This window comes from Acinetobacter sp. YH01019, assembly GCF_013420285.1.
Taxonomy (GTDB): Bacteria; Pseudomonadota; Gammaproteobacteria; order Pseudomonadales; family Moraxellaceae; genus Acinetobacter; species Acinetobacter gandensis.
On the sequence record NZ_VOYM01000020.1, the window covers coordinates 18,387 to 44,427 of the forward strand.

Sequence of the window (26,041 nt, forward strand, 5' to 3'; positions counted from 1 at the left end):
AGGCTGATCACGTATCGGCCTTTTTATTGTTTCAAAGTTCATTCACGCTCATTTTGTTTTGGGCGTATATGAACCATAACACTTTAGATTTATAAGAATAAATTATGCAAAATTCTCAGCTCGAAACTGATTTACCGCCAGCTTTACCAATAATCAATGAAATGCCTCCCACGCTTTTTGGTGAGACTGATCAGGCAGAATTACTCGGTCGGAACTACACCTTTCGTTTTAAAGGCAATGCATCTGAATATTTTGGGATTTGGATTGTTAATATTTTATTGACCATTATTACTATTGGGTTTTATGCACCTTGGGCCAAAGTCCGTCGTTTACGTTACTTTTATGGTAATACTTGGGTTTTCCAGCGCCGTTTTGATTTTACCGGATTGCCGACCAAAATTTTAGTTGGGCGAATCATTGCTTTGGTGGTATATGGTGGTTTCTCTTTAGCAGTCAAATATTCTTGGGAAGCCTTTCTAGCCGGATTTGTGCTGATTTTCTTTGCTGTACCTTGGTTAATCCGTTCGACAATTCGTTTCCGTGCGCGCAACAGCAAATTTAGCAATAGCCGCTTCTTTTTTTCAGGAACAAATAAAAGTGCTTATTGGTGTTTTGCCAAATGTTTAGCCGTGGTGGTGTTTACACTCGGGCTATTTACCCCAGTCGCTGTGTGGCTATATAAGCGAGAATGTCTGAATCATTTATATTTGGGACAGCTCAAGTTTAGTCTAAATGCGTCTTGGGGTGATTACATGCGTGCCATGTATATGCCACTTTTTGTATTTATGGGCGGCATTGCAGTTTTATCCATCCTGATGGCAATTTTATTTGGCAGCTCAGACGGTTTAAACCCCGCATATTATGTATTTTTAATGGCAGCAGCATATTTCCTTGGTTATATGTTTATTTGGCCACTCACCGCAGCTCGCTTATTTATTACCACATGGAATAACACCACGCTGAGCCGTAGCCAATTTCAAACCAATTGTAATCAATGGCGTTATGCATGGATTGTACTGAGTAATTGGTTTGCCAAGGTCATCAGTTTAGGTTTGCTGACACCTTGGGCTGTGGTGCGTTTATATAAATATCAAACTGAATCATTACGACTAATGTTAGTTGATGATCCAGATCAATTACAAAATCAAATGCAGCAAGATCATAATGCGATTGCTGAAGAATTATCAGATATTTTTGACTTGGATATTTCCCTATAACAGAGGTGAAACGCATGAATACAGCTGTGGTAAATGCAACCTATTATGATGGGAAAATTTCTAAGCCTTATGATGCACAGGTGAGTGCAGATGGCGAGCATGCAGTGATTGTGCGTTATGGTGATCAATATGCACAAACTCAGCACTATACCTATAAAGACATGACACTGATTGGAGCGCTTGGTGATATTCAACCGGTGATTGAATTGAAAAATGATGCACGTTTGGATTTTCACCAACCTTTGCCCGAATGGTTTAATTTAGAAGCCAAAAGTCGCTGGAATTCGGTATGGAAGCTCGAACGTTCGCCTGCTCTGATTGTATTTAGTGTGGTTTTTGTGGTGGCTTTTGCCTTTATCCTGATTAAGTGGGGGATTCCAGTTGCTTCTCATGTCGTTGCAAATCAATTACCTGAAACTGCAATGAAAAGTTGGGGCGATCAAGCTGAAAAATATGTCTTAGAAATGACTGAACCGACCAAGCTTTCCAAAGCACGACAACAACAACTTTTGCAAAAGTACCAGCATTTAGTTGCTGAACAACGTCCAGCAAAACTGATTTTTCGTGGTGGAGGTAGTATTGGTGCAAATGCTTTAGCAATTCCAAATAACACCATTATCGTGACAGATGAATTGGTGAAAATGGCTAAGGATGATTTTGAGCTGATTGGTGTATTGGCGCATGAGCAAGGGCATTTGGTACAGCGTCATAGTTTGCAGCAAAGCCTTTCAGGACTTGGAATTAGTATAATCTTGTTGATGATTACTGGTGATGGTTCAGATATTTTGACCAGCTTGCCCATTGCTGCGGTCGGGGCAAGTTATTCACGTGACTTTGAGTCTGAAGCAGATTTATATGCGCTGAAAACCATGAGCCAGCAAAATATTCCGACAGCACACTTTGCAAACTTCTTACAGCGTATGGAAGATGAAGAACGTAAAGAAGATACAAAACATGATCAAGCTGAATCGGAACAGAGCAAAGCAGAAACTAAAGATAAAAAATCGTGGACGGATTTTTTTGAATCACATCCTGCAACGAAAGCCCGTATTGATGCAGTGAGAAATTATCAAGCGCATCAGCATCAGTAAGAACCTTGCTAATTTAAGGATTTAAACGCATCATTCAAATAGAGACAGCCTTATTCGCTGTCTCTTTTCCATTTTGCTTCAAGTGGTTCTTGTCCCATTCGAATTAAATGATCTAACACGACACTCTCTAATTTTTCTAAATCGGCAGATGCATCTTGGCTAAGGATAGAAACATCTAGAAATTCAGGTTGTGGACTAAGCGTTACAAGGGCTGCGTGAAGCTGTATCTGAAATACAGGTGTTGAATCAGATAATGTTTCCTTCACGTCAAATTTGTGTTTCCAATGATTGACTAAGCGTTTGGCAATACGTGTCGATTGTAGGGTACTAATTTTGTAGTCGTTTTCATCATTCATGTCTTTATTGTGGTGAGTAATAACTTAGCAAAGTCACGGGGGCTGATGTAAGCAAAAAAATGCAACGTTGTGTATCGCCTAAATTTGTATAGTCAGCGCTAGCCTAGCAGCAAGCGCCTTTATCGACTATTTGTTATAATGGCATAATTATTACCTTTTCAAAGCCAGGTTCTTTCCATGTCCAAGTCATTCTTAATTGCTCCTTCAATTTTGTCAGCAGACTTTGCGCGCTTAGGTGAAGAGGTTGAAAATGTTCTTGAAGCAGGTGCAGACGTTGTTCACTTTGATGTGATGGATAACCACTATGTACCAAACTTAACTTTTGGTGCTGGTGTATGTAAGGCATTGAAAAAATACGGCATTAAAGCACCAATTGATGTGCATTTAATGGTTTCACCAGTCGATCGTATGATTGGTGATTTCCTCGAAGCGGGTGCGGATATCATTACTTTTCATCCAGAAGCTACAGATCACATTGACCGTTCACTGCAGTTAATTAAATCGGGTGGGGCTAAAGCTGGTTTGGTCTTTAACCCAGCAACACCATTACATTATTTAGATTATGTATTGGATAAAGTTGATCAAGTCTTATTGATGAGCGTTAACCCAGGCTTTGGCGGTCAAAAATTTATTCCAATGACTTTAGAAAAACTTCGTCAAGCGCGCAAAATTATTGATGCTTCTGGTCGTGATATTCGCTTAGAAGTTGATGGTGGCGTGACACCTGCAAATATTCGTGAGATTGCTGAGGCGGGTGCGGATATGTTTGTTGCTGGTTCAGCGATTTTCGGCAAACCTGATTATAAAGCTGTAATTGACGAAATGCGTTCTGAATTGGCAAAAGCCGGTGCTCAGTCTGTCTAAGAACTGAGGTCTAAGTCATTGTGCGATTGTGGATAACTTTGTGAGTAACTATATGGATATCTATGTCGATAACTATATGGATAAGTTGCATAAATTGTAAACGATTGCACATCAATAGTTTAATATTTAGACGTAAGAAGTATAAAAAGGACTCAATTGAGTCCTTTTTATTTGTCTGTATGTGGCTAAATTCAGTACTTTTATTAACCTGCAGTTAATAAAAGTACTGTTTAAAATATAACTTTATTGTTTTAATTAAACGATTAGTACCGTGTTAACAGTTGAAGTATATAAATTTAAAATTATTGTGAATAACTGCACAATTGATCCGTGATAGATGAGTGATTCCTTTTCAACACGATTGGCAAAATCGCTCAATAAGGAAGTCAAGTCAAAAGTTGCTTTGAAAAAATCAGATCGAATTCCTGTTTTATTATGGATGTAATATGACATAAGTCGCACGCCAAATTCTTATTCCTTTTTGAGCTTTACAGGAAAGTTGTGCAAAATGATGGGGAATATGTGATGATTAGGATCTAGTCGGAATGATGAGTCAGAGATATTTTCATCGATTCCACAGTTAATTGTCAGCGATGTGTATTAACTGATGATGAAAGGAGTAAGGGTTGTTTTTAATTTTGCGTAAGCACCTCAGCTTTGCTTTACTGATGGCATTTGTCATTGGTTGGAGCGGTGTGGTTGCTGCACAGCAAAATTTCATCCATCAGCAAATGATGAATGAAATGATAACCGCACAAAATACTTCTCAGAATACCAAGACAGATACAGTATCGGTCAAACAGCAGGGTGATTCAGCGCATATTTTGCCTGATTGTCATCAGCCGCTTGTTAAACACAATGTTATACCTTCGCATCATCAAACAGCCGAACTTGAACATACAACAACTCAAGCAGCTCATTGCGATGAAATGAATCTGCAAAGCCAATCTAATATGGAACAGATGGACTGTCAGGACTGTGCTTTGTGGCATTGTCAGTTCAGCTCGTCATTGATGGATGCTGCTTTAGTTAACGTTCAAGCGGTCTCGATGACGGAATATCATGATGTACCTAAATTCATATATACAGCGCAACATCTAAAAGGGCATTGGCAAGAAATTTTGCGGCCTCCTCAAATTTAACCTGAGTTTTACGACGTTTATTTCGTTATTCAACACAAGGTTAAAACATGTCTATTCAATTTAAATCAAGCCTCATTCTTGGGGTGTGTCTGCTTTCGCCATCATGGGTATTTGCAGCAGTCAAAGAATATCATCTAAATATTGATGAGAAGACCATCAATCTGACCGGTAAAGCGGTCAAGAAAATCAGTGTGAATGGTCAATTTCCTGCACCGCTTTTAGAGTTTGAAGAAGGTGATGATGCAGTGATTCATGTACATAATCAGCTAAAAAAACAAAATACTTCGGTGCATTGGCATGGACTGTTATTGCCCGGTCTGATGGATGGTGTGCCTGGCTTTAATGGTTTTAATGAAATACAACCAGACGGTAGTTTCACTTACAAATTTAAAGTTCGCCAAAGCGGCACCTATTGGTATCACGCACATTCTAAAGGTCAAGAACAAGACGGTTTGTATGGCGCATTGGTGATTTACCCTAAAGGAAAACAACCAATTACTGCCCACGAAAATACACAGCAGGACTATGTGGTCATGCTGTCGGATTTTCATGAATCGTCTAGCGCACAGATCATAGCCAATCTGAAAAAATCTGCTGAGTATTATCAAAATCAACGGGAAACCACCAAAGACGTATTGAAGCAAATTAAACGCGACGGTTTGAAAAGTACTTGGAAAGACCGTTCGATGTGGAATCAAATGCGCATGCTGAAAACGGACTTGTCCGATGTGACGGGTTATACCTTTTTGGTCAATGGTAAAACGCCAGAACAAAACTGGACAGGTCTGTTTAAGCCAAATGAAAAAGTGCGTTTACGCTTTGTAAATGCTGCTGCAATGTCATTTTTTGATGTACGTATTCCAAACTTAAAAATGACTGTGGTCAGTGCTGATGGTCAACCGGTTAAGCCTGTGCCAGTGGATGAGTTCCGCATTGGTGCTGCGGAAACTTACGATGTGATTGTACAGCCTAAAGCAGCGCATTATCAGATTGAAGCAGAGTCAATTGACCGAAGCGGTTTTGCCATCGGCACTTTGCATGATGAAACTCAGCCGCAGCATGCGGGAATTCATATGCCGGAAGCACGTCCTCGTGCGCTACTGACAATGGAAGATATGGGACATGGCAGTATGTCTAGTACAGATCATTCTAAAATGAATCATGATGTGATGCCAAATACGGATCACTCTAAAATGAAGCATGATGCGATGCCTAACATAGATCGTTCGAAAATGAATCATCAAGCAATTGCACTAGATTATGCTGTACATCACTCAGTCGCTAAAAATAATAAGCCAAAGCCGGAACCATCCGTGATGGGGTGGGCCAATGCGTCAACACCTGTCGGTGATAAAGCACTGCAATACAGCGATTTAAAATCTTTGCAAGCGCAGCCTGACACCCGTGAACCGACACAAGATTTAGTGATTCACCTAGGCGGAACCATGGAGCGTTATTTATGGATGATGAATGGTAAAAAATTCAGTGAGGCTGAACCGCTAAAAGTCAAATACGGCGAACGTATTCGATTGAAGTTCGTCAATGACAGCATGATGGCGCACCCGATGCATTTGCATGGCATGTTTATGCAGCTAGAAAATGGTCAAGCCTCTTCTGAAATGCCGAACAAACATACGGTGATTGTGCCGCCAGGAAAAACTGTCACAGCATTGTTAACTGCAAATGAATTGGGCGAATGGGCGATTCATTGCCATCTGCTGTATCACATGTCTGCAGGCATGATGAATAAATTGATTGTGGCAAATGTGGCTAATTCTTCAGCACAACCAATCCAGCCAGCAGCGAACACAGCGGAGGCTTCACATGCGCATCATTAAATCCTTCAAGTTGTCAGCTGTAACACTTGCTTTGGGCAGCATGACCTCAACATTGTGGGCGATGGGCGAACATACCGATACACACATGTCATCACATCAGATGAGAGACATGTCTGATATGCAATATTTGGCCAAAGACGTTTTCACAGATTCCGCTCAAATCAATCATGCTGAACATGCTGAACATGCTGAACATGCTGAACATGCTGAACATGCTGAACATGCTGAACATGCTGAACATGCTGAACATGCTGAACATGCTGTCGAGCTGCTGATTGCATCAACAGAAAAGCATGTGCATACGGCAGACCATCGTAAAGAACACGGCGGTCAAATATATCAATCCACAGAAATTGATAGTCGCTGGCTTAGCAATTCTGATGGGGAAGGGCTTTTAAAATCCGAGTTAGAAAGCCACATTGGCACGGATGAAAACAAACTGTTTTTAAAGCTACATGCCGATAAAGCAGAATCAGCCAAAGCAGATTATGCTGCGCAGGCGATGTATAGCCGCATGATTTCTGATTTTTGGGATGTGCAGGTGGGCGTACGCTATCGTTATGATCAAAAGCATAGCAACGATAAATCACGTTATGACGCAGCTTTAGGTTTGCACGGTTTAGCGCCGTATTTTTTTGAAACCGATGCATATCTTTTTGTCGGGCAGGATAATCAAGTCAGTTTTTCTTTGGAAACTGAACGCGATATTTTGCTGACACAAAAGCTAATTACGCAGCCTTATTTAAATATGAATGTGGTATTTAGCGATGACTCACGTTATGCCCAAAAGACAGGCTTAAATGATGTTTGGCTCGGTGTAGAAACACGCTACGAAATTAGCAAGAAAATAATGCCTTTTGTCGACATTGCTTATCACTATGAAAAAGGCGATAAGCAAACGGCATGGCAAACCAAGACCGATAGTGAAGCCGATTGGTGGTATGGTGCAGGCGTTCGAATGAAGTTCTAAATCACGGCTACCCGACTTAAACGATTTTAATTAAATCGAAGCACCATGAATGAATGTTCATGGTGCTTTTTTGGGTTTAAATGGGCGAAAAATACGGTTAAACGCATGAACTGCTTTTATTTGGAGCGAAAGCAGGGCGCGCATAGTAATCAAAACGTATTCAAAGCACTAAAAATGGTCAAAAATTGTAAGCGTTGCCCTAAAATTCAGCAAATTTGCTATACTGGCTAACATCACAGGAGGAACGACCTCCCTTTAACCTTCTATCGAAGGGGCAAGAAAAATCGTCAGGACGACCTGACTCTACTATGGAGGAAGGCATCGTGGCCTGGATTGTTCTTGTTTTCGCGGGTATTTTTGAAATTATTTGGGCTTATTCAATGAAGCTGTCTGAAGGCTTCACAAAACTCGGCCCGAGTTTAATCACATTATTTTTTATGATCCTAAGTTTTGGTTTATTGGCCTATGCTATGAAAACCTTGCCCTTGGGAACTGCCTATACTATTTGGACGGGTATCGGTGCGATAGGTTCATTTTTGGTGGGGATTTTTATCCTCGGTGAACTCGCGACAGCGATGCGGATGTTGGCAGCAGTCTTGATTATTTCAGGATTGATCTTAATGAAATTATCTTCAAGTTAATATTTAAATCGCACAAAAGTGTTTCGCGCTTTTGTGCTTTTTTTTATGGGTATAGAAAATGGCGTGGATGTTATTGATTGTGGCTGGATTGCTTGAGGTTGTTTGGGCCTATTGCATGAAAGTGTCTGACGGTTTTAGCAAATTAACACCGAGTATTCTCACCATAGTCTTTATGATAGCGAGTTTTGCATTATTGTCTTATGCCATGAAAAGTTTGCCATTAGGCACGGCTTATACAGTTTGGACAGGCATAGGTGCGGTCGGTTCATTTGTTTTGGGTATTGTGGTGCTTGGTGAGCCAGCAAATGCAATGCGGATGTTGGCTGCGGTACTGATTATTTCAGGATTAGTCTTGATGAAATTATCATCGTCCTGAATAATCTAAACTGAACTTTTCAATAAAGCTGGTGGCCGTGATGCAATTGTCGTATCAATATTTAGACTCTCCTGTAGGACAGCTACAATTGGTTGCAAACGAAACCGCTTTGGTTGCAGTGCTATGGGAAAATGAAAAGCCTGATCGTGTGCGCTTAGCGAGTTTAGTTGAAGATCACAAACATCCGATTTTGCTTAAAACAGCCAAGCAATTGAATGAATATTTTGCGGGAAAACGTCAAATATTTGACTTGCCGCTCGATTTTTCTGGCACGGAATTTCAGCAAAAAGTGTGGCAAGCGCTATTAACCATTCCTTTTGGTGAAACCCGCAGTTACAAACAAATTGCTGAACAGATTGGTAATGTAAAGGCAGTTCGTGCGGCAGGTGCGGCCAATGGAAAAAATCCAATTTCAATTATTGCACCATGTCATCGCGTCGTTGGTGCGAATGGTAAGTTGGTAGGTTTTGCAGGTGGTTTAGAAAATAAAGATATTTTATTGAAAATTGAGAAATTACAATAAAATAGCATGTATATTTGCGAATAATAAATTACAAAAAGATTTGATAAATGAACATCAGCCAAATATTTGCACCGCTAATTTCAATGCTGTGGTGGGTGATTCCTGTCTTATTAATTCTAGGTGCAATAAAAGTATTTAAACCTTTTTTAAAAGGAAAAATAGGTGAATTTGCTGTAGCAGCGCATGTCAAACTTTATCTAAAAGGTGATTACATACTTCTGAATGATTTGACATTGCCTGATATCGAAAGTGGGACTACGCAAATTGATCATATTCTTTTGAGTCCTTATGGCATTTTTGTTATAGAAACCAAAAATTATAAAGGGTGGATTTTTGGTACTGAGCGTCAAAAACAATGGACTCAAAAAATTTATAAGCAAAGCTTTAAGTTTCAAAACCCGATCCATCAAAATTATAAACATATGAAAGCGCTTGAAAAGATTTTAGCTGATATTTTGGATAAGGAGTTTATACATACAGTCATTGTATTTATGCCCGAAGCTGTATTTAAGACAGACATGCCCTCAAATGTTTTTCGTGGAGCAGATTAGACAGATTATGTAAAAACTTACAAACAATCCGTAATTTCACCTATGAAATTAAAGCGTGTCCAACTCAGATTAGAAAAAGAAATTTTGGAAAAGTCTTGGAAAACTAATCGTCAACATGTAGAGAACTTAAAGCAGCGGCATGATTCTTAATCATGGTGTATTCTTAAATTTTAAGTGATCATTTTTATTACAATAATTCGTCGGACATTAAAAATGCAAAATTCCCTTCAACAGCTCTATGAAACAACCTCCGATCATCCGGAACAATACCAAGATTTCTATCAGCAATTGTTGAATACTCAAGTGTTCTGTTTAGGTGAAAGAGATGAAAATCAGCAGTTACATTTTCAACTCATGCAAACTGATGATGGGGAACGAGCTATTCCATTCTTTTTAAATTTAGCTATGTTGCAGCAAGATGTTGGACTTGACGCTGAATTTGTCATGATCAATGCGGAAAAGTTATTTACGATTACCAAAGGCGCAACTTTAGTTATGAATCCACTCTCAGAACATCCAAAAGAGTTTTTAGCTGAAGAAGTTGAGGCAATTTTAGAGTTCGCAAAACAAAAAAACCTTTGATTGTTTAAGTACAAACAAAGGTTTAAACATGGTTACATACCCGCTTTAAGCTTTTCGACAATTTCATCCAAAGGCTTAACGCGTTTTACTTCATCCCAAAGGATTTTGGCTTCAGGGTAGTGCTTTGACATCATTCCTAGCCACTGCTTATAGCGACCGACCATATTCATTTCTTTTTTGTATGAACCATTTAAGAAGCGAATTTGTAAGCCTAATAATTCATGCCATGTAATTAAGGGTTGGTCAGTATTTTGGCGAATACACTGGGTAATGTCAGGGGTAGTGACAGCAGCACGGCCAATCATCAGGTCTTCACAGCCTGATTCTAATTGACATTGCTTGGCATCTGCATTGTTCCAAATTTCGCCATTGGCAATCACATTGATTTTTAAGGCTTCACGAATGGGTTGTAACTGATCCCAAAAAGCTGGTGGGGTATAACCATCTGCCTTTGTTCTTGCATGAACGGTTACCCATGCTGCGCCTGCATCTTCAATGGCATGTGCATTTTCTAAAGTAAAGTTACGGTCCATGTAGCCTAGACGCATTTTTGCTGAAACTGGAATATGACTTGGGACAGCATCGCGCACAGCTTTAACCAGTTCATAAACAACTTCTGGTTCATCTAGTAGCACGGAACCACCGCGGTGTCGATTCACTGTTTTAGCAGGGCAACCGAAGTTCATATCAATAGCCGGAGCACCGAGTTCAACTGCACGAACAGCATTAGCTGCAAGCATGGTTGGATTATTACCTAAGAATTGTACATGTACAGGCGTACCAGCAGCAGTTTTGCCATCATGTAACAGTTCAGGACAGTAACTATGATAAATGTGATCCGGCAGCACAGAGTCCGTGACACGTATGAACTCAGTTACACACCAGTCAAAACTCCCCACATGCGTTAAAACATCGCGCATAATTGGGTCGGTTAAGCCTTCCATGGGTGCAAGTACAAGTTTCACAGTGACACTGCCAGAAAAAGAAAAACGGTGTTATACGTGTTTTTAAGCATGCTGTCTAGGTTGTAATCGGTTAGTAGATAAAATTGTTAAAAAGTATAAATTTTTCTGAAAATGAACAGATCTCTACTGCGAAAGTAGAATTTAACTGACATGAAATTTAAATAATAATGTGATGAAATACATGAGGATAGTAAGAATTAGAATATGATTTACTTCGTTGTTTTTAAATGGAATCAACGACATATATGACACTTGAATAATCTAAGATTTCATGTATGATAGCTGCAACTAGAAAAAAAGTATTGTTTCGTAAATTTTCTTTAAGTATCGCAGTGTTAGTCATAATCCTTCGTTTTTTCAGAGATGAAGTTCAATTCTTTATTATTTTCAAAGTTATAGTCAGTCATCATCCAATGGCTAAATCAACAAATTAATAGGTATTATTATGTCTAATACAGTTACTGGTACAGTTAAATGGTTCAACGAAACTAAAGGTTTCGGTTTTATTGCACAAGACAACGGTCCTGACGTTTTCGCTCACTTCAGCGAAATCACTGGTTCTGGCTTCAAAACTTTGCAAGAAGGCCAAAAGGTTTCTTTCAGCATCGCTCAAGGTCAAAAAGGCCCGAATGCTGTAAACATCGTTGCTCTATAATTTAGACGTAATGAAAAAAAAGCGCGATTCGCGCTTTTTTTATGCCTAAAATTTATTGAGTTGTATAACTTTAACTACAACTAGACAAATTTGAGGCAGTAAAAAAGGGAGTAAATAACTCCCTTAAAATATATCGTTTGAATAACAATAAATGCTAGTTAGCGGCCCAATACCATTTCCAAGATAAACTTTGAACCAATAAAGCCAACAGCCAACAAGCAAAAACCAATAATAGTAAAGCGAATCGCTTTTTGACCACGCCAACCAAAGCGATAGTGTCCAATCAATAAGGCGCCGTACACAAACCACGAAATAATACTGAACGCAGTTTTATGGGCTAAATGTTGTGCAAAGAAGTTATCAATGGTGAAGAAACCGAAGCCTAAAGCAAAGGTCAATAGCGCAAAGCCGGCAATCAATAAGTCAAACAGTAAAGATTCCATAGCTTGGAACGAGGGTAGCAAGCTGACCCAAACACGCTTTTTTTGTTTGTTTTTCAGTTCACGATCCTGAAAACGTAATATCACAGCTTGAATGGTTGCCATGAGCAATACGGCATATGCGGAAAGCGACAAAATAATGTGAACATCTAAGCCGAGAGAGTGCTGTTCAATAAACTGATTTTGTTTACTAAAGGCAAAACCCAATATTAAACCCATTGCTGCCACAGGAATACCGAGCAAATTCATTGCAAGAACAGGGCGATAGGTACTAAAAATTAAACTGAGAAAAAGCATTAAACCTGATGTAAAAGACATCAAGTTAAACACATCATAATTAACACCTGATGGTGTCATCATGTCGTTATATAAAACGCCTGCATGTAGCAACATGCCTAAGCCAAGCACTACACCAATTAACCAATGGTTCGGTACACGTTTAGACATCAAATGGCTGAATAAATACCAAAAAGAAGTGGTATAAGCGATTAATGCTAAGATCGTATAAACCAAGGGGAGACTGATCATGTCAAACCTTTTTCAGGATGATGAATATTCATTTATATAAATTCTGCAAGAACTAAAGTATCCTATAGCATTCTATGCATAAATTTTCTATTTTAAGAAACAATTTTTTGCTCATGGCTATTTTAAGCGGAATTTGCAATGTTTGATACCTTAACAGAACGACTCACGCAGAGTTTAAGAAATGTTACTGGCTCAGGGCAGCTAACCGAAGACAATATTAAAGATACGTTACGTGAAGTACGTATGGCACTTCTTGAAGCCGATGTGGCGTTACCTGTAACTCGTGAATTTATCGCGAAAGTTAAGGAAGAGGCATTGGGTCAAGAAGTGATGACTCAGTTATCACCGGGGCAGGCATTCGTCAAAATCGTTCATGATGAATTGACCAAAATGATGGGGGAGGCGAATGAAAGCCTTGACCTAGCAGCAAAACCTCCTGTGGTTGTGCTTCTTGCAGGTTTGCAAGGCGCGGGTAAAACAACGACTGCAGCAAAATTGGCACGCTTCTTACAAGAACGTCAAAAGAAAAAAGTCGCAATGGTTTCTGCCGACGTTTACCGTCCAGCCGCGATCAAACAGCTTCAAACCGTAGCAGGTGAAGTCGGTGCGATTTTCTTTGAATCTAGTCCTGATGAAAAACCCATTACCATTGCGAATCGTGCAATCGAGCAAGCAAAAATCCAATTTGCTGATGTACTGATTGTCGATACAGCAGGTCGTCTACACGTAGACGACGAAATGATGGATGAAATTAAAGAGCTGCATGCGGCAATCAAGCCAACTGAAACCTTGTTCGTGGTTGATGCCATGACTGGTCAGGATGCTGCAAATACGGCAAAAGCCTTTAACGATGCGTTGCCATTAACGGGTGTGATCCTAACCAAAACTGATGGTGATGCACGTGGTGGTGCGGCACTTTCAGTACGTGCAATTACTGGTAAGCCAATTAAATTCTTGGGTATGGGTGAAAAACTCGATGCCCTTGAACCATTTCACCCTGAACGTGTTGCACAACGTATTTTGGGTATGGGTGACGTGCTTTCTTTGGTCGAAGAACTTGAACGTAAAGTCGACAAAGAAAAAGCCGAAAAAATGGCGAAAAAATTGCAAAAAGGCGGTAGCTTCAACTTTGAAGATATGCTGATGCAATTTGAACAAATGAATAAAATGGGCGGCATGATGGGCTTCTTAGATAAGTTGCCTGGTATGAGTAATGCTGGCCTTCAGGATGCGATTGCGCAAGCGAATCCTGAGAAGCAAGTGAAAAAAATGGAAGCGATTATTCAATCGATGACCATTAAAGAACGTCGCAATCCAGACTTAATGAACCCTAGCCGTAAAAAACGTATTGCTGCAGGCTGTGGTATGGATGTTTCTGAAGTCAACAAACTTATTAAACAACATGCACAAATGGCGAAGATGATGAAGAAGTTTGCTAATCCGTCAGGTATGGCAAAAATGATGAAATCATTAAGCGGTATGCAAAAACAGTTCGGCGGCGGCGGTGGCATGGGCCCGTTGTTTGGCGGTAAAGATAAATAAGTTTATCTAACTGGTTCTAGACATAAAAAAAGCGCCTTGGGCGCTTTTTTTATGTCAGCGATTTACTGCTGTAAGCTTGCTAGTTCCCAAATTAAATAATTACAAATATTCGCCAAAAAGTTATTGAGTTCGTAGGGAGATACGCAGACAAAATGAGCTAATTAGAAACTGACTTTATGTCGTTGAAAAAGGCTAAAATAAGAACTTACACATGAACACACATCTGCAGCCAGAGCACAAAAAGGTTTATATCATTCATGGCCATGATGCCTCACCGAATGATCATTGGTATCCGTGGCTAAGTCGTAAATTACAAAATGCAGGCCATTTATCGAAACGTATTGTTTTGGCCAATGCTGATCAACCAAATTTTGATGATTGGCAGAAATTTCTAGCCTTACAAATGCCTATTTTGGATGAAAACACGATTGTTATTGCACACAGCTTGGGCTGTTTAACGGTGCTGCATTATTTGAATCAATATTTTCAGCAACATAATGCCAAAATTAAGGCAGGTATTTTTGTATCAGGTTTTAAAGCAACCTTAGCAGTGAAGCCTGAACTAAATGAATTTATAAAAAAAGCGCGGATGGACAGTGGGGTTTTGCAGATACATATGCCGATTGCGATCAGCTTTATATCTTCTAACGATCCGATTGTGCCACCACCTGCATCTATACAATTAAGTAGCTTTATCAATGCACAACTTTATGAAGTCAAGGATGCAGGACACTTTATGGCAAAAGATGGATTTTCAGAAATTCCTGAACTTTGGGATATTTTGCACCCATTACTTTCTGCTTAAGTATAAAAAAGGCGCAGTATGCGCCTTTTTACTTTATGCAGATTATTCTAATGCATTCGAAATATTTTCGCGGATCTCATCAATTTGGTCATCTGCTGCTGTACCATCTTCTTTCCACGCTTTATACGCACCCACATATTCATCATCTAAATCGACCACATATTCAGTGGCTTTTTGACCAGATGGATACCATAGGGTATATGCCAAGTTTCCTTGAGCATCTGCCGTGTAAGCAGCACCGCGTTTACCATTAGGATAAAACTCCTCACCTTTTACATAATTGCCATCTTCAATAGTAAAGGTCGATTCCACCTTGCCGTTTTTACGGTATAAGGTCACAGGGCCTTCCACATCTTCGCCGTTGAAACTAAACAGTTTTAACGGATCTTTGACCCAGCTTGCTGAGGATTGTGGGGTTTTGGTCTCTTGATAAAAGTCTTGTACTAAGAAATCACCAGCGGCATTACGCCCGAGTAATACACGGTAAAAACCATCTTCTACTGGTTTCATGTAATAACTTGAGTCGATATATGAAACGCAACCACAATATTCAGGATTATCTTCTTTACCGAAGTAACCTAAAATTGCTTGATTTGTAGTGAGTTGAGATTTGATGTCGGCAGGAAGTTTGGTGCTGGCTAGGTTTTGTGTTGTTGAACAACCGCTAAATAATAATGCTGAAGCGAGTACGCCTAAGCCCAATAAGTTTTTTAATTTCATGTAGATGCTCTTAGTCTTATATTATGTTGGTCAAGACGTTTTAAAATTATAAAGTGTGTGATAAATCAATGATTATCGTGGTTTATTGTAAAGGCTTGAATAAAAAAAGGGCGTCAATTGAGATACAGTTTGTAAATGAAGGCTTTTGATGTATTGCGATAAACAAATGTAAAAAGCAGCCTAATGCGGCTGCTTTTTCACACATTCATTGTTCAAAATTAAACAAGAATATTAAGTAATATTAATGTGCGTTGACGTAACTTTGTAAGCCACGTAACAGTAGGTCAGCTTCAATATCTGGTTGATATTTTTCTAAATAGCGGGCAAAGAGCGAAGCATCACCGCCTGTTAAAATCAATTTACTAGGGTACTTTTCAAGAACTTTTTCAATCGTACTGACTAAGCCTAATAAAATGCCGTGATGTACCGCATCTATGGTGTTTTTACCCGGTGAAAGTTCATCAAAAGTCGCATCAGGAATTTTAATTCCCTTGGTATTTTGAATGAGGGAGTCGCGCTGCAAATACAGATTTGGCAAGATATAACCGCCTAAATGCTGTAAACCGTCTGTCAGGTCGATTGTGAGCGCAGTACCACAACTAATCACGCAATATTTTAGTGTTGGGTCTTTCACCACAGCGAGCATTTGTAGCCAACGATCAATACCAAATTTACTGGTATCCTCATAGGCACAGCGCAAGCCTCCATATTCGGCATGCACTTTGGCAATCGTGACGGGAACAGCTAAAAATTTCAAAATCTTTTGGATACGATCGTTATTTTTTTTGTCGAGTACAGAGGAGATGCCGACTTGATCTATATTTTGACTTTTAAAATGTTGAATTAAACCCAGCAAAAGTTCCGCAGGGGATTGCAGGTGCAGTTCGGCAGCATGCTCAATAATTTGATCATGCTGTGTAATCCAATATTTAAGACGTGTATTGCCGACATCGAGCCATAATTTTTTCATAAGCTTACCTTTACGCCTGTGAATTTAATGGCAATCCGAAAGACGTAAACGTCCTTGGAAGTGATTTTCTAAGCCTTGGGATGTTTGTATATTGATCGAGCCATCATTTTCGATGCCCAAAAACAATCCTTGGCTGATGCCTTGCAAATGTTCCAGCGCAACGGCTTGCTGCATAAATGCAGCATGGTGATTGAAACGTGCAGCAAGGTTGTAGCAATTGTGATTAAACCATTCGCCTGCTTGTTGAATCGCCTCATAGAGTTCAGCAATGAGCTTTAAGCGATTCGGGGAAGCCATGCCCAGTTCTGATAAAGAGCTTGCGCGTTGTTCGATGCCTGCTTTTGGAACGGGATATAAATTCATCCCAACACCGACAATAACTTGGGTATTTGATAAGGGTTCAACCAAAATACCGCCCCATTTACCTAATGGGCTATACAAGTCATTTGGCCATTTCACTTGCAGGTTCAAATTTTGCAAGCTTGGCATTTGCAGGATATTTAAGGCGATTTCAAGTGCGAGGCGGCCATCTATCGCTGTCTGTAAATTCAGCAATGTGCTTAAATAGATATTACCAACGGGTGAGACCCATTGATGTTCACGTTGACCACGACCATGCGTTTGTTGCTCACTACACACCAATACATGCTGAATGCCTTTTTTGGCAATTTCGCGCACGTCGTCATTGGTTGATGTAGTAATCGGTTTAAGCAGTAGCACCTCAGGTGGCAGGGGTGTTGTGCGAAGTAAGTCTTGTAAATGTCTAGTCTCTAAATCCATTTGAATCTGAGAGTTGTGGAATAATTGTGATGGAGTTAATCATATATTTGCTCATCGGCGCAATCGCTGGTTTTGCAGCAGGGCTGTTTGGCGTTGGTGGTGGCCTGATTATTGTGCCCATTTTGTACATCGTTTTTACTCAGCTTCAATATGATCCGAGTGTGATTATGCACATGGCGGTGGGTACCTCCTTAGCGACGATTATCGTCACGTCATTTAGTTCCGTCTCAGCGCATCATAAAAAAGGTGCGGTGATGTGGAAGGTATTTCGGAATCTCGCACCAGGCTTGGTCATTGGCTCATTTTTAGGTGCTGGTATTGCGGATGTGATGTCCGGACAGGGCTTACAATTATTAATTGGTGTGTTTGCACTTTGGGTTGCTGTAAAAATGTTTTTGGGTGCAGCGACACCTGTCGATCCGTCTAAACAATTACCATCAACCACAATGCAAATGGTAGCAGGTGGGGGAATTGGTGTTGCATCGGCAATCTTTGGTATTGGTGGGGGCAGTTTAACTGTGCCTTACTTAAATAAAAATGGTGTGGTGATGCAAAAAGCGGTTGCGACCTCAGCTGCGTGTGGTTTACCTATCGCGATTGCTGGCGCGCTCGGGTTTATGTGGTTTGGTCATCAGTCCGAGGTTGAAGTTCCAAATACTATGGGTTATGTACATATTTATGCTTTTATTGGTATTAGCGTGATGAGTTTTATGACTGCAAAACTCGGTGCGAAAGTCGCACATATGCTTTCGCCATTCATGTTAAAACGTTGTTTTGCGTGTTTATTAACGACGGTGGGATGTTATTTTGTTTACCAAGGGTTTCAGCAATTTTTAGTATAAGGACGGTTTAAATTGCCAAGGATTGGCTTTTAAGACACAAGATTGTCCGACAATGTCATATTCATCTGACCTGTAAATCGTTTTTAATGCAGCATGATTGAGTTAAATCTCAGCATTGCATCTTATAAAAACAAGACAGGAATAGTATGCAACAACAAGAAGCGGACAGTTTATCAGAACAAATTGCCAAACATATCGGCGAACAGATTATTCGCGGAGAGTTGGTGGAAGGTGAGCGTATTCAAGAATTGCGCATTGCCGCAGAATTGGATGTGAGTCGAGGCTCTGTTCGTGAAGCCCTTTTGATTCTAGAAAGAACCCAGTTGATTGAAATATATCCACGTCGTGGTGCGTTGGTTTCGGAAATGTCGGCCTTACAAGTGCGATCTTTATTCGATATTGCTTCTTTATTGTTGGGGCAAATTGTTCACCGTATGGCTGAAACTTGGCGTAGCCATGAAGCAGAGCGCATTCAGCTATTACTTGAGCAATTAGAAGTTGAAACCCGCCAAGGCAATACTGAAAAGTTTTATGATTTGATCTTTCAGGGTATGGCTCGTCAGCACGAAATGGTTGGCAATGCCTACCTCATGCGTTATTACCAAGAGTTATTGCCTTCACTCCGAAGAAGTTATTTTTTAACGCTGAATATTTCAAGGCGAGAACTGCAAGAATCTTATGATTTATTTAAATTGGTAACTGATGCGGTTTTAATCAGAAAAACACATCAGGCTACTTTATTTATGGAAGATTTTTGTCGACACTTACGCAACCTTGTGTTGGAATCACTAACACGGATGAAACAAATCGAATTAGCGTGGGCGAGACGTTCACGCCGTTGATCAGGACACTATGCGTTTAAGCAGCTTAAAACTTTCCGGCTTCAAATCTTTTGCCGACAGCACAACATTAAAATTTGAAGGCAACCGTAGTGCGGTTGTTGGCCCGAATGGCTGTGGTAAATCTAATGTGATTGATGCCATTCGTTGGGTCATGGGTGAATCAAGCGCCCGCCAATTGCGTGGTGGTACCATGCAGGACGTTATTTTTACGGGCACAGCAAAGCGTAAGCCTGTCGGTGTGGCAAGTGTTGAACTGCGCTTTGATAATACCTATGGCAAGCTCGGTGGGGCGTATAATGCCTATAATGAACTGGCAGTGCGTCGTCAGGTTAACCGTGATGGTAAGTCTGAATATTTCTTAAATGGCACCAAATGCCGCCGTCGTGATATTACCGATATTTTTCTGGGGACAGGTTTAGGTCCGCGTTCATATGCAATTATTGAACAGGGCATGATTAACCGTTTGGTCGATGCCAAGCCTGAAGAAATGCGGGTCTATATTGAAGAAGCTGCGGGTGTGTCACGTTATCAAGCACGCCGACGTGAAACGTTATTGCACCTTGAGCACACCACGCAAAACCTTGAACGTTTGGAAGATATTGCCGCAGAGTTAAAATCTCAGCTAAAGACCCTAAAGCGCCAGTCAGAAACTGCGGTGCAATACAAAGAACTCGAAACCCAGATTCGCACAATTAAAATTGAAGTACTGTCCTTTCAATGTGAGCAAAGTACCCGTTTGCAGCAAGAATACACCGTACAAATGACGGAACTGGGCGAAACTTTTAAATTAGTACGCTCTGAGTTGAATACCTTAGAACATGATTTGACCTCAACCAGTGCTCTGTTCCAACGTTTGATTCAACAATCGACGCCGCTACAAAGTGAATGGCAACAAGCAGAAAAAAAGCTTTCTGAATTGAAAATGACCTTGGAGCAAAAACAAGGTTTATTTGCACAAAATTCAGCAAGTTTAGTAGAGCTAGAAAAACAAAAAGCCCAAACCAAAGAGCGCTTACAGTTATTAGAACTGCAACTTGAAACCTTGCAAGAACAGCAAGATATGTTCACTGAGCAATTGCAGCAACAAGAAAGCAGCACTCAAGATCACACTCAGCAACTTGCCGACTTAAAAGCACAGCAGCAACAAGCTACACAGCAGTTTGAATTAGTACGTACTCAAGTTGAGAAACAGCAACAACAAAAACTGCAAATGTTGGCACAAAGTGAGCAACTCACCAAAAATATTAGTCGCATTGAACAGCAACGGGAAACGCTACAACAGCAACGCGGTCAAATTCAGAACCAAGCCCAGCAAGATGAGCTTGAACATTATGAACAAGACAAACAGCAATTACAGCAACAGGTAGCACAGCAAGAGCAGTTGATTACTGATCTTCAAGTTAAATTGATTGCGGCACAAGAACAGCAGGCTCAGCATAAACAAAATGTGATGCAGCTTAAATCTGAAATACAGGTACTGTTGTCTGAACAGAAAAACCTGAATCAGCTGTTAATCAAATCTAGTCCGAAGCAGCAAAGCCAGCGTCAACGTTTAATGCAAAGCTTAAAACTGACGGCGCAAGGCAAAGTTCATGCACAGTTGGTGGAAAAATTCTTAGCCAAATGGCTAAATGCCCAAGTCTTAGAATCGGACGACGCATTTCAAGACAGCGTGGCACGACAGCTTAAAGCACAATCGAATCAGTCACATAGTCAAATTTGTGACTTAACACCACTTGCTGCATGGATCGAAGCGCCACAATATTCAATTTGGCAGCAGGTCGCAGTGGCTGAGACTTTAAACCAAGCCATGCGGCATCAAGCGCAGTTGCAATCAGGTCAATCCATTTTAACGTTAGATGGTTATCACGTGGGGCAGGACTGGGTGATTGGCCTGGACTATGACGAAGACAGTCAAGCCGGACAGGGTGCGCTGAGCCACCGCATTCGCTTGGATGAATTGACAACCTCATTGTCTGTGCTACAGCCGCAGCTTGAACAAGCAGAAGTAGCTTTACCTGAGTTGCAGCAAGCTGTACAGGACTTACAACAACACTTGCAGCAACAGCAAAACCAACTCAAGACATGGCAAAAAGACAGTCAAAACCTTGATTTGGCAATTACCAAAGTTCAAAGCTCAAACCAAGCTTTTGCTTTGCAAAAGCAACAATTGCAAGATCAATTGCAACAACTGGAAGAGCAGCTTGAAGAAGATGCCATGCAAAAAGATGATCTAGAAATTGATCTGCATGCATTGAATATGAAGCTTGAGCAAGCCTTACCAAACTACAAAACCTTGCAGTTTCAAGTGGAAGAGTTGACTGGAAATTTAGAGTCAGCACAACAAGTGGTTCTACATAACCAGCAAGAATTGGAAATTGTGCGCCGTCAATCCGTACAAACCAAACAGCAAATTGAATTGTTGGAAAAAGATGCTGTGTTTTTAAAAGCACAAACCCAACAAATTTTGGGGCAAATGGAACAGGCGAAGAAGTTTGTTGATCCTGTACAGCTTGAATTACCGGCACTCGAGTCGCAGTATTCTGAACAGGCTCAAATCACTGAACGTTTGCAAAAAACTTGGAATGATTGGCAGCTCGAACTGAATAATGTACAGACCAAGCAGCAGACATTGACTGAGCAGCGTCACTCACATCAGCAACAAGATGAAAAGCTGCGCACACAGTTGGAAGAAAAGCGTCTGGCTTGGCAGTCAGCACAGTCGGATCTGCAGCATTATTCAGAACAATTGAAAGAAATGAATAGTGAGATGCTGACTGGTCTAAGCATTGATGTCGCATCACATCAGCAGAAGCTTGAAAAAGCCCAACAGCAGTTTGATAAATTAGGCGCAGTCAATTTGGCAGCAGCTGAGGAATACACAGAAGTTGCGAAGCGCTTTGAAGATCTGAGTCATCAAATTGATGATTTGCAAAAAACTGTTGAGCAGTTGCAAGCGGCTATGAAAAGCATTGATCAGGAAACACGTAAGTTATTCATGACCACCTTTGATAAGGTTAATGCAGAATTACAAGAACTGTTCCCTAAAGTATTTAATGGTGGTGAAGCAAGTTTAAGCCTTGAAGATGGCTGGCAATCGGGTGTAAAACTAATGGCTCGACCACCGGGTAAACGAAACAGTTCTTTGGCATTGTTATCGGGTGGTGAAAAAGCATTAACAGCATTGGCATTGGTCTTTGCAATATTCCGTTTAAATCCAGCCCCTTTTTGCGTTTTAGACGAAGTAGATGCACCTTTAGATGATGCCAATGTAGGAAGATTTTGTAATCTTGTAAAAGAACTTTCCGAACAAGTGCAATTTATTTACATTACACACAATAAACTAGCAATGACAATGGCGACGGATCTGTTGGGTGTGACCATGCCAGAACCAGGAACTTCAAAACTAGTGACTGTTAATATTGAGCAGGCCAAAGAATACGGTTTAGCTGCGGAGGCATAACATGGAAATCACCACAATCGTAGGGATTGTAATAGCGGTTATTATTATGGTCGTGGGCATTCGAATGATGTTTCGTAAGCCTGCTGACGCAGCCCCATCCTTAGATTCAGAATTGCATATCGACCCTGACAGTCAACAGCCTGTGATCCCTCGTCATGTACGTAGCCAATTACAAGCGGCGGAAACAGCACGTGTTGAACCTACGTTGACTGAACAAGCTGCGCAAGTGTCGGATGAAAAAGCTGTTGAAGTGGCACAAGAAGATAAAACTGAAAGCCTTGAACCGAAAGCTGCTGCATCTGTGGAGGCTATTCAATCAGAAGTTGTCGAAGCTGCATTAGAAAAGTCAGAAACTGTTGTTGATAAAGTGGATTTAGATCAGGTTGCTGAAACAACGCTTGATAAGTCGCAAATTGAAGTTCAAGCAGAAACTACAAAACTTGAGCCGTCTGAGGATTCATTAGTTGCAGAAAAAGCACCTGAATTTAGTGTGAACAGCAACATTGAAAAAGCAGAAATCAGCGATTTTGATGAAGAAAGCAGTATTTTAGATGCGCATCTACATGAACAAAAAATTGTGGATGAAGAAAGTGCTTTAGCGACTGCCGAAACTTATATTGCGCTAAATGTATTCCCAGATAGCCGCGCGTTATCTGGTGAAAAAGCGCTAAAAGTTTTACTTAAATACGGTCTACGTTATGGTGAAATGGCGTGTTTCCATCGTTATGATGAAGAAGGTAATAAATTATTGTTCTCTGTATTACAGATGAATAGTGATGGTATTCCGGCCGGTTTTGATCTTGAAACGTTATCAACGGAAGAAGTCAAAGGTTTGGCATTCTTCTTGGCATTACCACACAGCGATGTGCAAAATGCCTTTGATACCATGGATAGCATCGCACGTCTGATTGCTCGTGAAATTGATGGTACGGTCTACGACCAAAATAACCAAGAGTTCACACCGCAAATGCGTGAACACTGGCGTCATCAAGCAATTGATTATCGTCAAGGTCAAGCCATTGAAGTTTAATGGTCGAAGATTGAAACTCACCGAGTGGATTTCTATAATAGCGACAGAAAATGAAATATTAGGGCGGAATCAGAACCGCCCTTTTTTATGGTGAATATATGACACAACAATCCACTGTCGTTGCACAGATGCGACAACTGATTCAACTTTTGGCGAAGCATAACCATGCGTATTATGTGATGGATACGCCAGAAATTGAGGACAGTGAATACGATCAATTATTTCACCAATTAAAAGCACTTGAAGAACAATATCCTGAGCTAACTCAACCCGATAGCCCGACCAATAAAGTAGGTGGTAAAGCGCTATCCAAATTTGAGTCGGTGACGCATGCCGTGCCGATGTTGTCATTGGGCAACGTTTTTAATGCTGAAGATTTATTTGCCTTTGCACGCCGCGCAGAAGAGCGCTTACCCAATCAAAAAATTGAATATGATGTCGAGTTAAAGTTCGATGGCCTGGCGATTTCACTGTGGTATGAAAATGGTATTTTGATCCGCGGTGTTACCCGTGGTGATGGTGAAACAGGCGAAGATATTACGCAAAACGTCAAAACCATTCGCAACTTGCCACAAGTGTTGACTTCAAACGAAACTGAGATACCAACTTTGTTAGAGGTTCGTGGTGAAGTGCTCATGCCAAAGTCGGGTTTTGAAAAGCTTAATGCTGAAAATGAAGCAAAAGGCGAGAAAATATTTGCAAATCCGCGTAATGCAGCAGCAGGGAGTTTACGTCAGCTCGATCCTGCCATAGCAGCATCACGCCCTTTGGCATTTTATGCCTATGGTATTGCACAGTGTGAACCAAATCATGGGCAAAGCACCATGTCTGCAAGTCTTGAGTGGTTGACACAATTTGGCTTTGCCGTGGGTGAGCGTCATTTTATTTGCGACAACATTCAAGACGTACAAAAAGCTTATGAACAAATGATTATTGATCGCCCAAGCCTCAGTGTTGAAATTGATGGCATGGTGATTAAGGTCAATAGCTTGAAACAGCAGCAGACTTTAGGTTTTTTAAGCCGTGAACCACGTTGGGCAACCGCTTATAAGTTTCCAGCCGTGGCAGCATTGACAACAGTTGAAAATATTGATTGGCAAGTAGGGCGTACTGGGACATTAACGCCAGTCGCACGTTTAAATCCAGTCGCGGTCGGCGGTGTAACAGTGTCTAATGTGACATTGCATAACATCGGTGAAATTCATCGCCTAGATGTCCGTGTAGGCGATACCGTGAGTGTTTACCGTAGTGGTGATGTGATTCCCAAAGTGGAAAAAGTTTGGCCTGAATTTCGACCTGTAGAAACAGTTGAAGTTCAATTGCCCGAATGTTGTCCTGTCTGTTCTTCACCTGTGGTAATGCCTGAAGGTGAAGCATTGGCACGTTGCTCAGGCGGTTTGTACTGTGCAGCACAACGTATTGAAGCGATTCGCCACTTTGTCTCACGTAAAGCCATGGATATTGAAGGTTTAGGTGATCGCTGGGCTGAGTCATTATTACATCTCGATTTACTTAAAGATGTTGCGGATATTTACAGCCTGCATGAGCACCGTGAAAAGTTATTGACCATTGAAAAAATGGGTGAAAAATCAGTACAAAATCTAATTGATTCCATTGAAAACAGTAAGAAAACTACTTTGGGGGCATTTATTTATGCACTCGGTATTCGAGGTGTCGGTGAAACGACAGCACGTATGCTTGCGAATACTTTCCAAACATTTGATGCAATTCGTCATGCAGACTTAGATGCATTGAAAAAGACACCTGATGTGGGTGATATCACCGCAGAATGGATTGTCGACTTCTTCCAAGCACCGCATAACCTGGAAGTAGTAGATCGTTTACTCGCCGCTGGGATTCACTGGGATGCACCGATTGCACCAACACGCCAACCATTGAATGGTGAAAGTTGGGTCATTACAGGAACATTAAGTAGCATGGGGCGTGATGAAGCAACTCAAATGCTGCAAGCTCTAGGTGCCCGTGTAAGTGGTAGTGTATCGAGTAAAACCAAATGTGTGGTAGCAGGTGAGAAAGCAGGCTCTAAATTAGAGAAAGCTGAAAAGTTAGGTGTACCGGTGATGACAGAGCAAGAATTTATCATTTTTGTTCAGCAGCATAATGGATAAATCCTGAAGAATTATTGGTGGTTTAAGTGAAGATAAAAAGAGGCATAGCGATCATTGCTGTCCCACAATTTTTCACAAGAGGAAGCTCATTTGAGCTTCCTCTTGTTTTATGGGTATTTTATCGGGTGAAAATAAAGCTTTTAAAGTTCTTCTTTCAAACAAATTCACTTGAATTATTC

24 protein-coding genes and 1 pseudogene are annotated in these 26,041 nt (G+C 40.7%); 19 read left to right on the forward strand and 6 right to left on the reverse strand.

The window, feature by feature from the left end:
* Positions 1 to 104 precede the first annotated feature (104 nt).
* Positions 105 to 1,217, forward strand: a complete 1,113-nt coding sequence (locus FTT84_RS07015; RefSeq protein ID WP_180080634.1) for a YjgN family protein — start codon at positions 105 to 107, stop codon at positions 1,215 to 1,217.
* Positions 1,218 to 1,231: 14 nt separating this feature from the next.
* On the forward strand, positions 1,232 to 2,308 hold the full coding sequence (locus FTT84_RS07020; protein ID WP_180057258.1) for a M48 family metallopeptidase: 1,077 nt from the start codon (positions 1,232 to 1,234) through the stop codon (positions 2,306 to 2,308).
* A 50-nt stretch (positions 2,309 to 2,358) separates the two neighbouring features.
* On the opposite strand, the gene FTT84_RS07025 is transcribed toward FTT84_RS07020, so the two are convergent.
* Positions 2,359 to 2,664 carry a DUF2218 domain-containing protein gene (locus tag FTT84_RS07025; RefSeq protein ID WP_180080632.1) on the reverse strand — a complete coding sequence of 102 codons (306 nt, stop codon included), beginning with the start codon at positions 2,662 to 2,664 and terminating at the stop codon, positions 2,359 to 2,361.
* A gap of 177 nt (positions 2,665 to 2,841) precedes the next feature.
* Here FTT84_RS07025 and rpe point away from each other — a divergent pair, with 177 nt between their 5' ends.
* The 9 genes and pseudogenes from rpe (at position 2,842) to FTT84_RS07070 (ending at position 10,151) form a co-directional block, all read left to right on the forward strand.
* Positions 2,842 to 3,528, forward strand: coding sequence for a ribulose-phosphate 3-epimerase (rpe, locus tag FTT84_RS07030; protein WP_180057262.1), 687 nt, complete (start codon positions 2,842 to 2,844; stop codon positions 3,526 to 3,528).
* Positions 3,529 to 4,154: 626 nt separating this feature from the next.
* Positions 4,155 to 4,670 (forward strand): hypothetical protein, encoded by a 516-nt coding sequence (locus tag FTT84_RS07035; protein ID WP_180057264.1) that lies wholly within the window; start codon positions 4,155 to 4,157, stop codon positions 4,668 to 4,670.
* Positions 4,671 to 4,717: 47 nt separating this feature from the next.
* Positions 4,718 to 6,508, forward strand: a complete 1,791-nt coding sequence (locus tag FTT84_RS07040) for a copper resistance system multicopper oxidase (protein WP_180080630.1) — start codon at positions 4,718 to 4,720, stop codon at positions 6,506 to 6,508.
* On the forward strand, positions 6,495 to 7,478 hold the full coding sequence (locus tag FTT84_RS07045) for a copper resistance protein B (protein WP_180191837.1): 984 nt from the start codon (positions 6,495 to 6,497) through the stop codon (positions 7,476 to 7,478). Before FTT84_RS07040 ends, FTT84_RS07045 begins: the two co-directional genes overlap by 14 nt.
* A 323-nt stretch (positions 7,479 to 7,801) precedes the next feature.
* A complete protein-coding gene (locus FTT84_RS07050) occupies positions 7,802 to 8,119 on the forward strand; it encodes an SMR family transporter (protein ID WP_180057270.1) in 318 nt (105 codons plus the stop codon).
* A 58-nt stretch (positions 8,120 to 8,177) separates the two neighbouring features.
* Complete coding sequence (sugE, locus tag FTT84_RS07055; protein ID WP_180057273.1) at positions 8,178 to 8,495, forward strand: quaternary ammonium compound efflux SMR transporter SugE; 318 nt, start codon at positions 8,178 to 8,180, stop codon at positions 8,493 to 8,495.
* Between the two features lie 40 nt (positions 8,496 to 8,535).
* Entirely contained in the window at positions 8,536 to 9,018 is a 483-nt protein-coding gene (locus FTT84_RS07060; protein ID WP_180057275.1) for a methylated-DNA--[protein]-cysteine S-methyltransferase, read from the forward strand.
* 83 nt (positions 9,019 to 9,101) lie between these two features.
* Positions 9,102 to 9,719, forward strand: a pseudogene (locus tag FTT84_RS07065) (nuclease-related domain-containing protein).
* A 63-nt stretch (positions 9,720 to 9,782) separates the two neighbouring features.
* Positions 9,783 to 10,151 carry an SseB family protein gene (locus tag FTT84_RS07070; protein WP_180057277.1) on the forward strand — a complete coding sequence of 123 codons (369 nt, stop codon included), beginning with the start codon at positions 9,783 to 9,785 and terminating at the stop codon, positions 10,149 to 10,151.
* A 32-nt stretch (positions 10,152 to 10,183) separates the two neighbouring features.
* Here FTT84_RS07070 and FTT84_RS07075 read toward each other — a convergent pair whose 3' ends face one another.
* Complete coding sequence (locus FTT84_RS07075; RefSeq protein WP_180057279.1) at positions 10,184 to 11,116, reverse strand: tRNA-dihydrouridine synthase; 933 nt, start codon at positions 11,114 to 11,116, stop codon at positions 10,184 to 10,186.
* 445 nt (positions 11,117 to 11,561) lie between these two features.
* Here FTT84_RS07075 and FTT84_RS07080 point away from each other — a divergent pair, with 445 nt between their 5' ends.
* The gene (locus FTT84_RS07080) at positions 11,562 to 11,771 is read left to right on the forward strand and encodes a cold-shock protein (RefSeq protein WP_067761877.1); all 210 of its coding nucleotides are present in this window, start codon (positions 11,562 to 11,564) and stop codon (positions 11,769 to 11,771) included.
* Between the two features lie 158 nt (positions 11,772 to 11,929).
* On the opposite strand, the gene FTT84_RS07085 is transcribed toward FTT84_RS07080, so the two are convergent.
* Entirely contained in the window at positions 11,930 to 12,739 is an 810-nt protein-coding gene (locus FTT84_RS07085; protein WP_067761875.1) for an inner membrane protein YpjD, read from the reverse strand.
* 138 nt (positions 12,740 to 12,877) lie between these two features.
* Here FTT84_RS07085 and ffh point away from each other — a divergent pair, with 138 nt between their 5' ends.
* Complete coding sequence (gene ffh / locus FTT84_RS07090) at positions 12,878 to 14,281, forward strand: signal recognition particle protein (protein WP_067761873.1); 1,404 nt, start codon at positions 12,878 to 12,880, stop codon at positions 14,279 to 14,281.
* Between the two features lie 211 nt (positions 14,282 to 14,492).
* A complete protein-coding gene (locus FTT84_RS07095) occupies positions 14,493 to 15,086 on the forward strand; it encodes an alpha/beta hydrolase (RefSeq protein WP_067761871.1) in 594 nt (197 codons plus the stop codon).
* A 42-nt stretch (positions 15,087 to 15,128) separates the two neighbouring features.
* On the opposite strand, the gene FTT84_RS07100 is transcribed toward FTT84_RS07095, so the two are convergent.
* From FTT84_RS07100 to FTT84_RS07110, 3 genes are all read right to left on the reverse strand, one after another.
* Positions 15,129 to 15,806, reverse strand: a complete 678-nt coding sequence (locus FTT84_RS07100) for a hypothetical protein (protein WP_067761868.1) — start codon at positions 15,804 to 15,806, stop codon at positions 15,129 to 15,131.
* A 241-nt stretch (positions 15,807 to 16,047) separates the two neighbouring features.
* Positions 16,048 to 16,776, reverse strand: a complete 729-nt coding sequence (locus FTT84_RS07105) for a type III pantothenate kinase (protein WP_180057281.1) — start codon at positions 16,774 to 16,776, stop codon at positions 16,048 to 16,050.
* 24 nt (positions 16,777 to 16,800) lie between these two features.
* Positions 16,801 to 17,556 (reverse strand): biotin--[acetyl-CoA-carboxylase] ligase, encoded by a 756-nt coding sequence (locus FTT84_RS07110; RefSeq protein WP_180080626.1) that lies wholly within the window; start codon positions 17,554 to 17,556, stop codon positions 16,801 to 16,803.
* 29 nt (positions 17,557 to 17,585) lie between these two features.
* On the opposite strand from FTT84_RS07110, the gene FTT84_RS07115 reads away from it, so the two are divergent.
* The 5 genes from FTT84_RS07115 to ligA all read left to right on the forward strand — a co-directional run bounded on the left by FTT84_RS07115 (position 17,586) and on the right by ligA (position 25,862).
* Positions 17,586 to 18,398: a sulfite exporter TauE/SafE family protein gene (locus FTT84_RS07115; protein WP_067761862.1), complete on the forward strand. Its 813-nt coding sequence runs from the start codon at positions 17,586 to 17,588 to the stop codon at positions 18,396 to 18,398.
* Positions 18,399 to 18,544: 146 nt separating this feature from the next.
* Entirely contained in the window at positions 18,545 to 19,240 is a 696-nt protein-coding gene (locus FTT84_RS07120; protein ID WP_067761860.1) for a GntR family transcriptional regulator, read from the forward strand.
* A 10-nt stretch (positions 19,241 to 19,250) separates the two neighbouring features.
* A complete protein-coding gene (gene smc, locus FTT84_RS07125; protein ID WP_180057283.1) occupies positions 19,251 to 22,703 on the forward strand; it encodes a chromosome segregation protein SMC in 3,453 nt (1,150 codons plus the stop codon).
* A gap of 1 nt (position 22,704) precedes the next feature.
* Positions 22,705 to 23,733, forward strand: a complete 1,029-nt coding sequence (locus tag FTT84_RS07130) for a cell division protein ZipA C-terminal FtsZ-binding domain-containing protein (RefSeq protein WP_067761855.1) — start codon at positions 22,705 to 22,707, stop codon at positions 23,731 to 23,733.
* A gap of 98 nt (positions 23,734 to 23,831) precedes the next feature.
* Positions 23,832 to 25,862 (forward strand): NAD-dependent DNA ligase LigA, encoded by a 2,031-nt coding sequence (gene ligA, locus FTT84_RS07135; RefSeq protein WP_180080624.1) that lies wholly within the window; start codon positions 23,832 to 23,834, stop codon positions 25,860 to 25,862.
* The last annotated feature ends 179 nt before the right edge of the window (positions 25,863 to 26,041 follow it).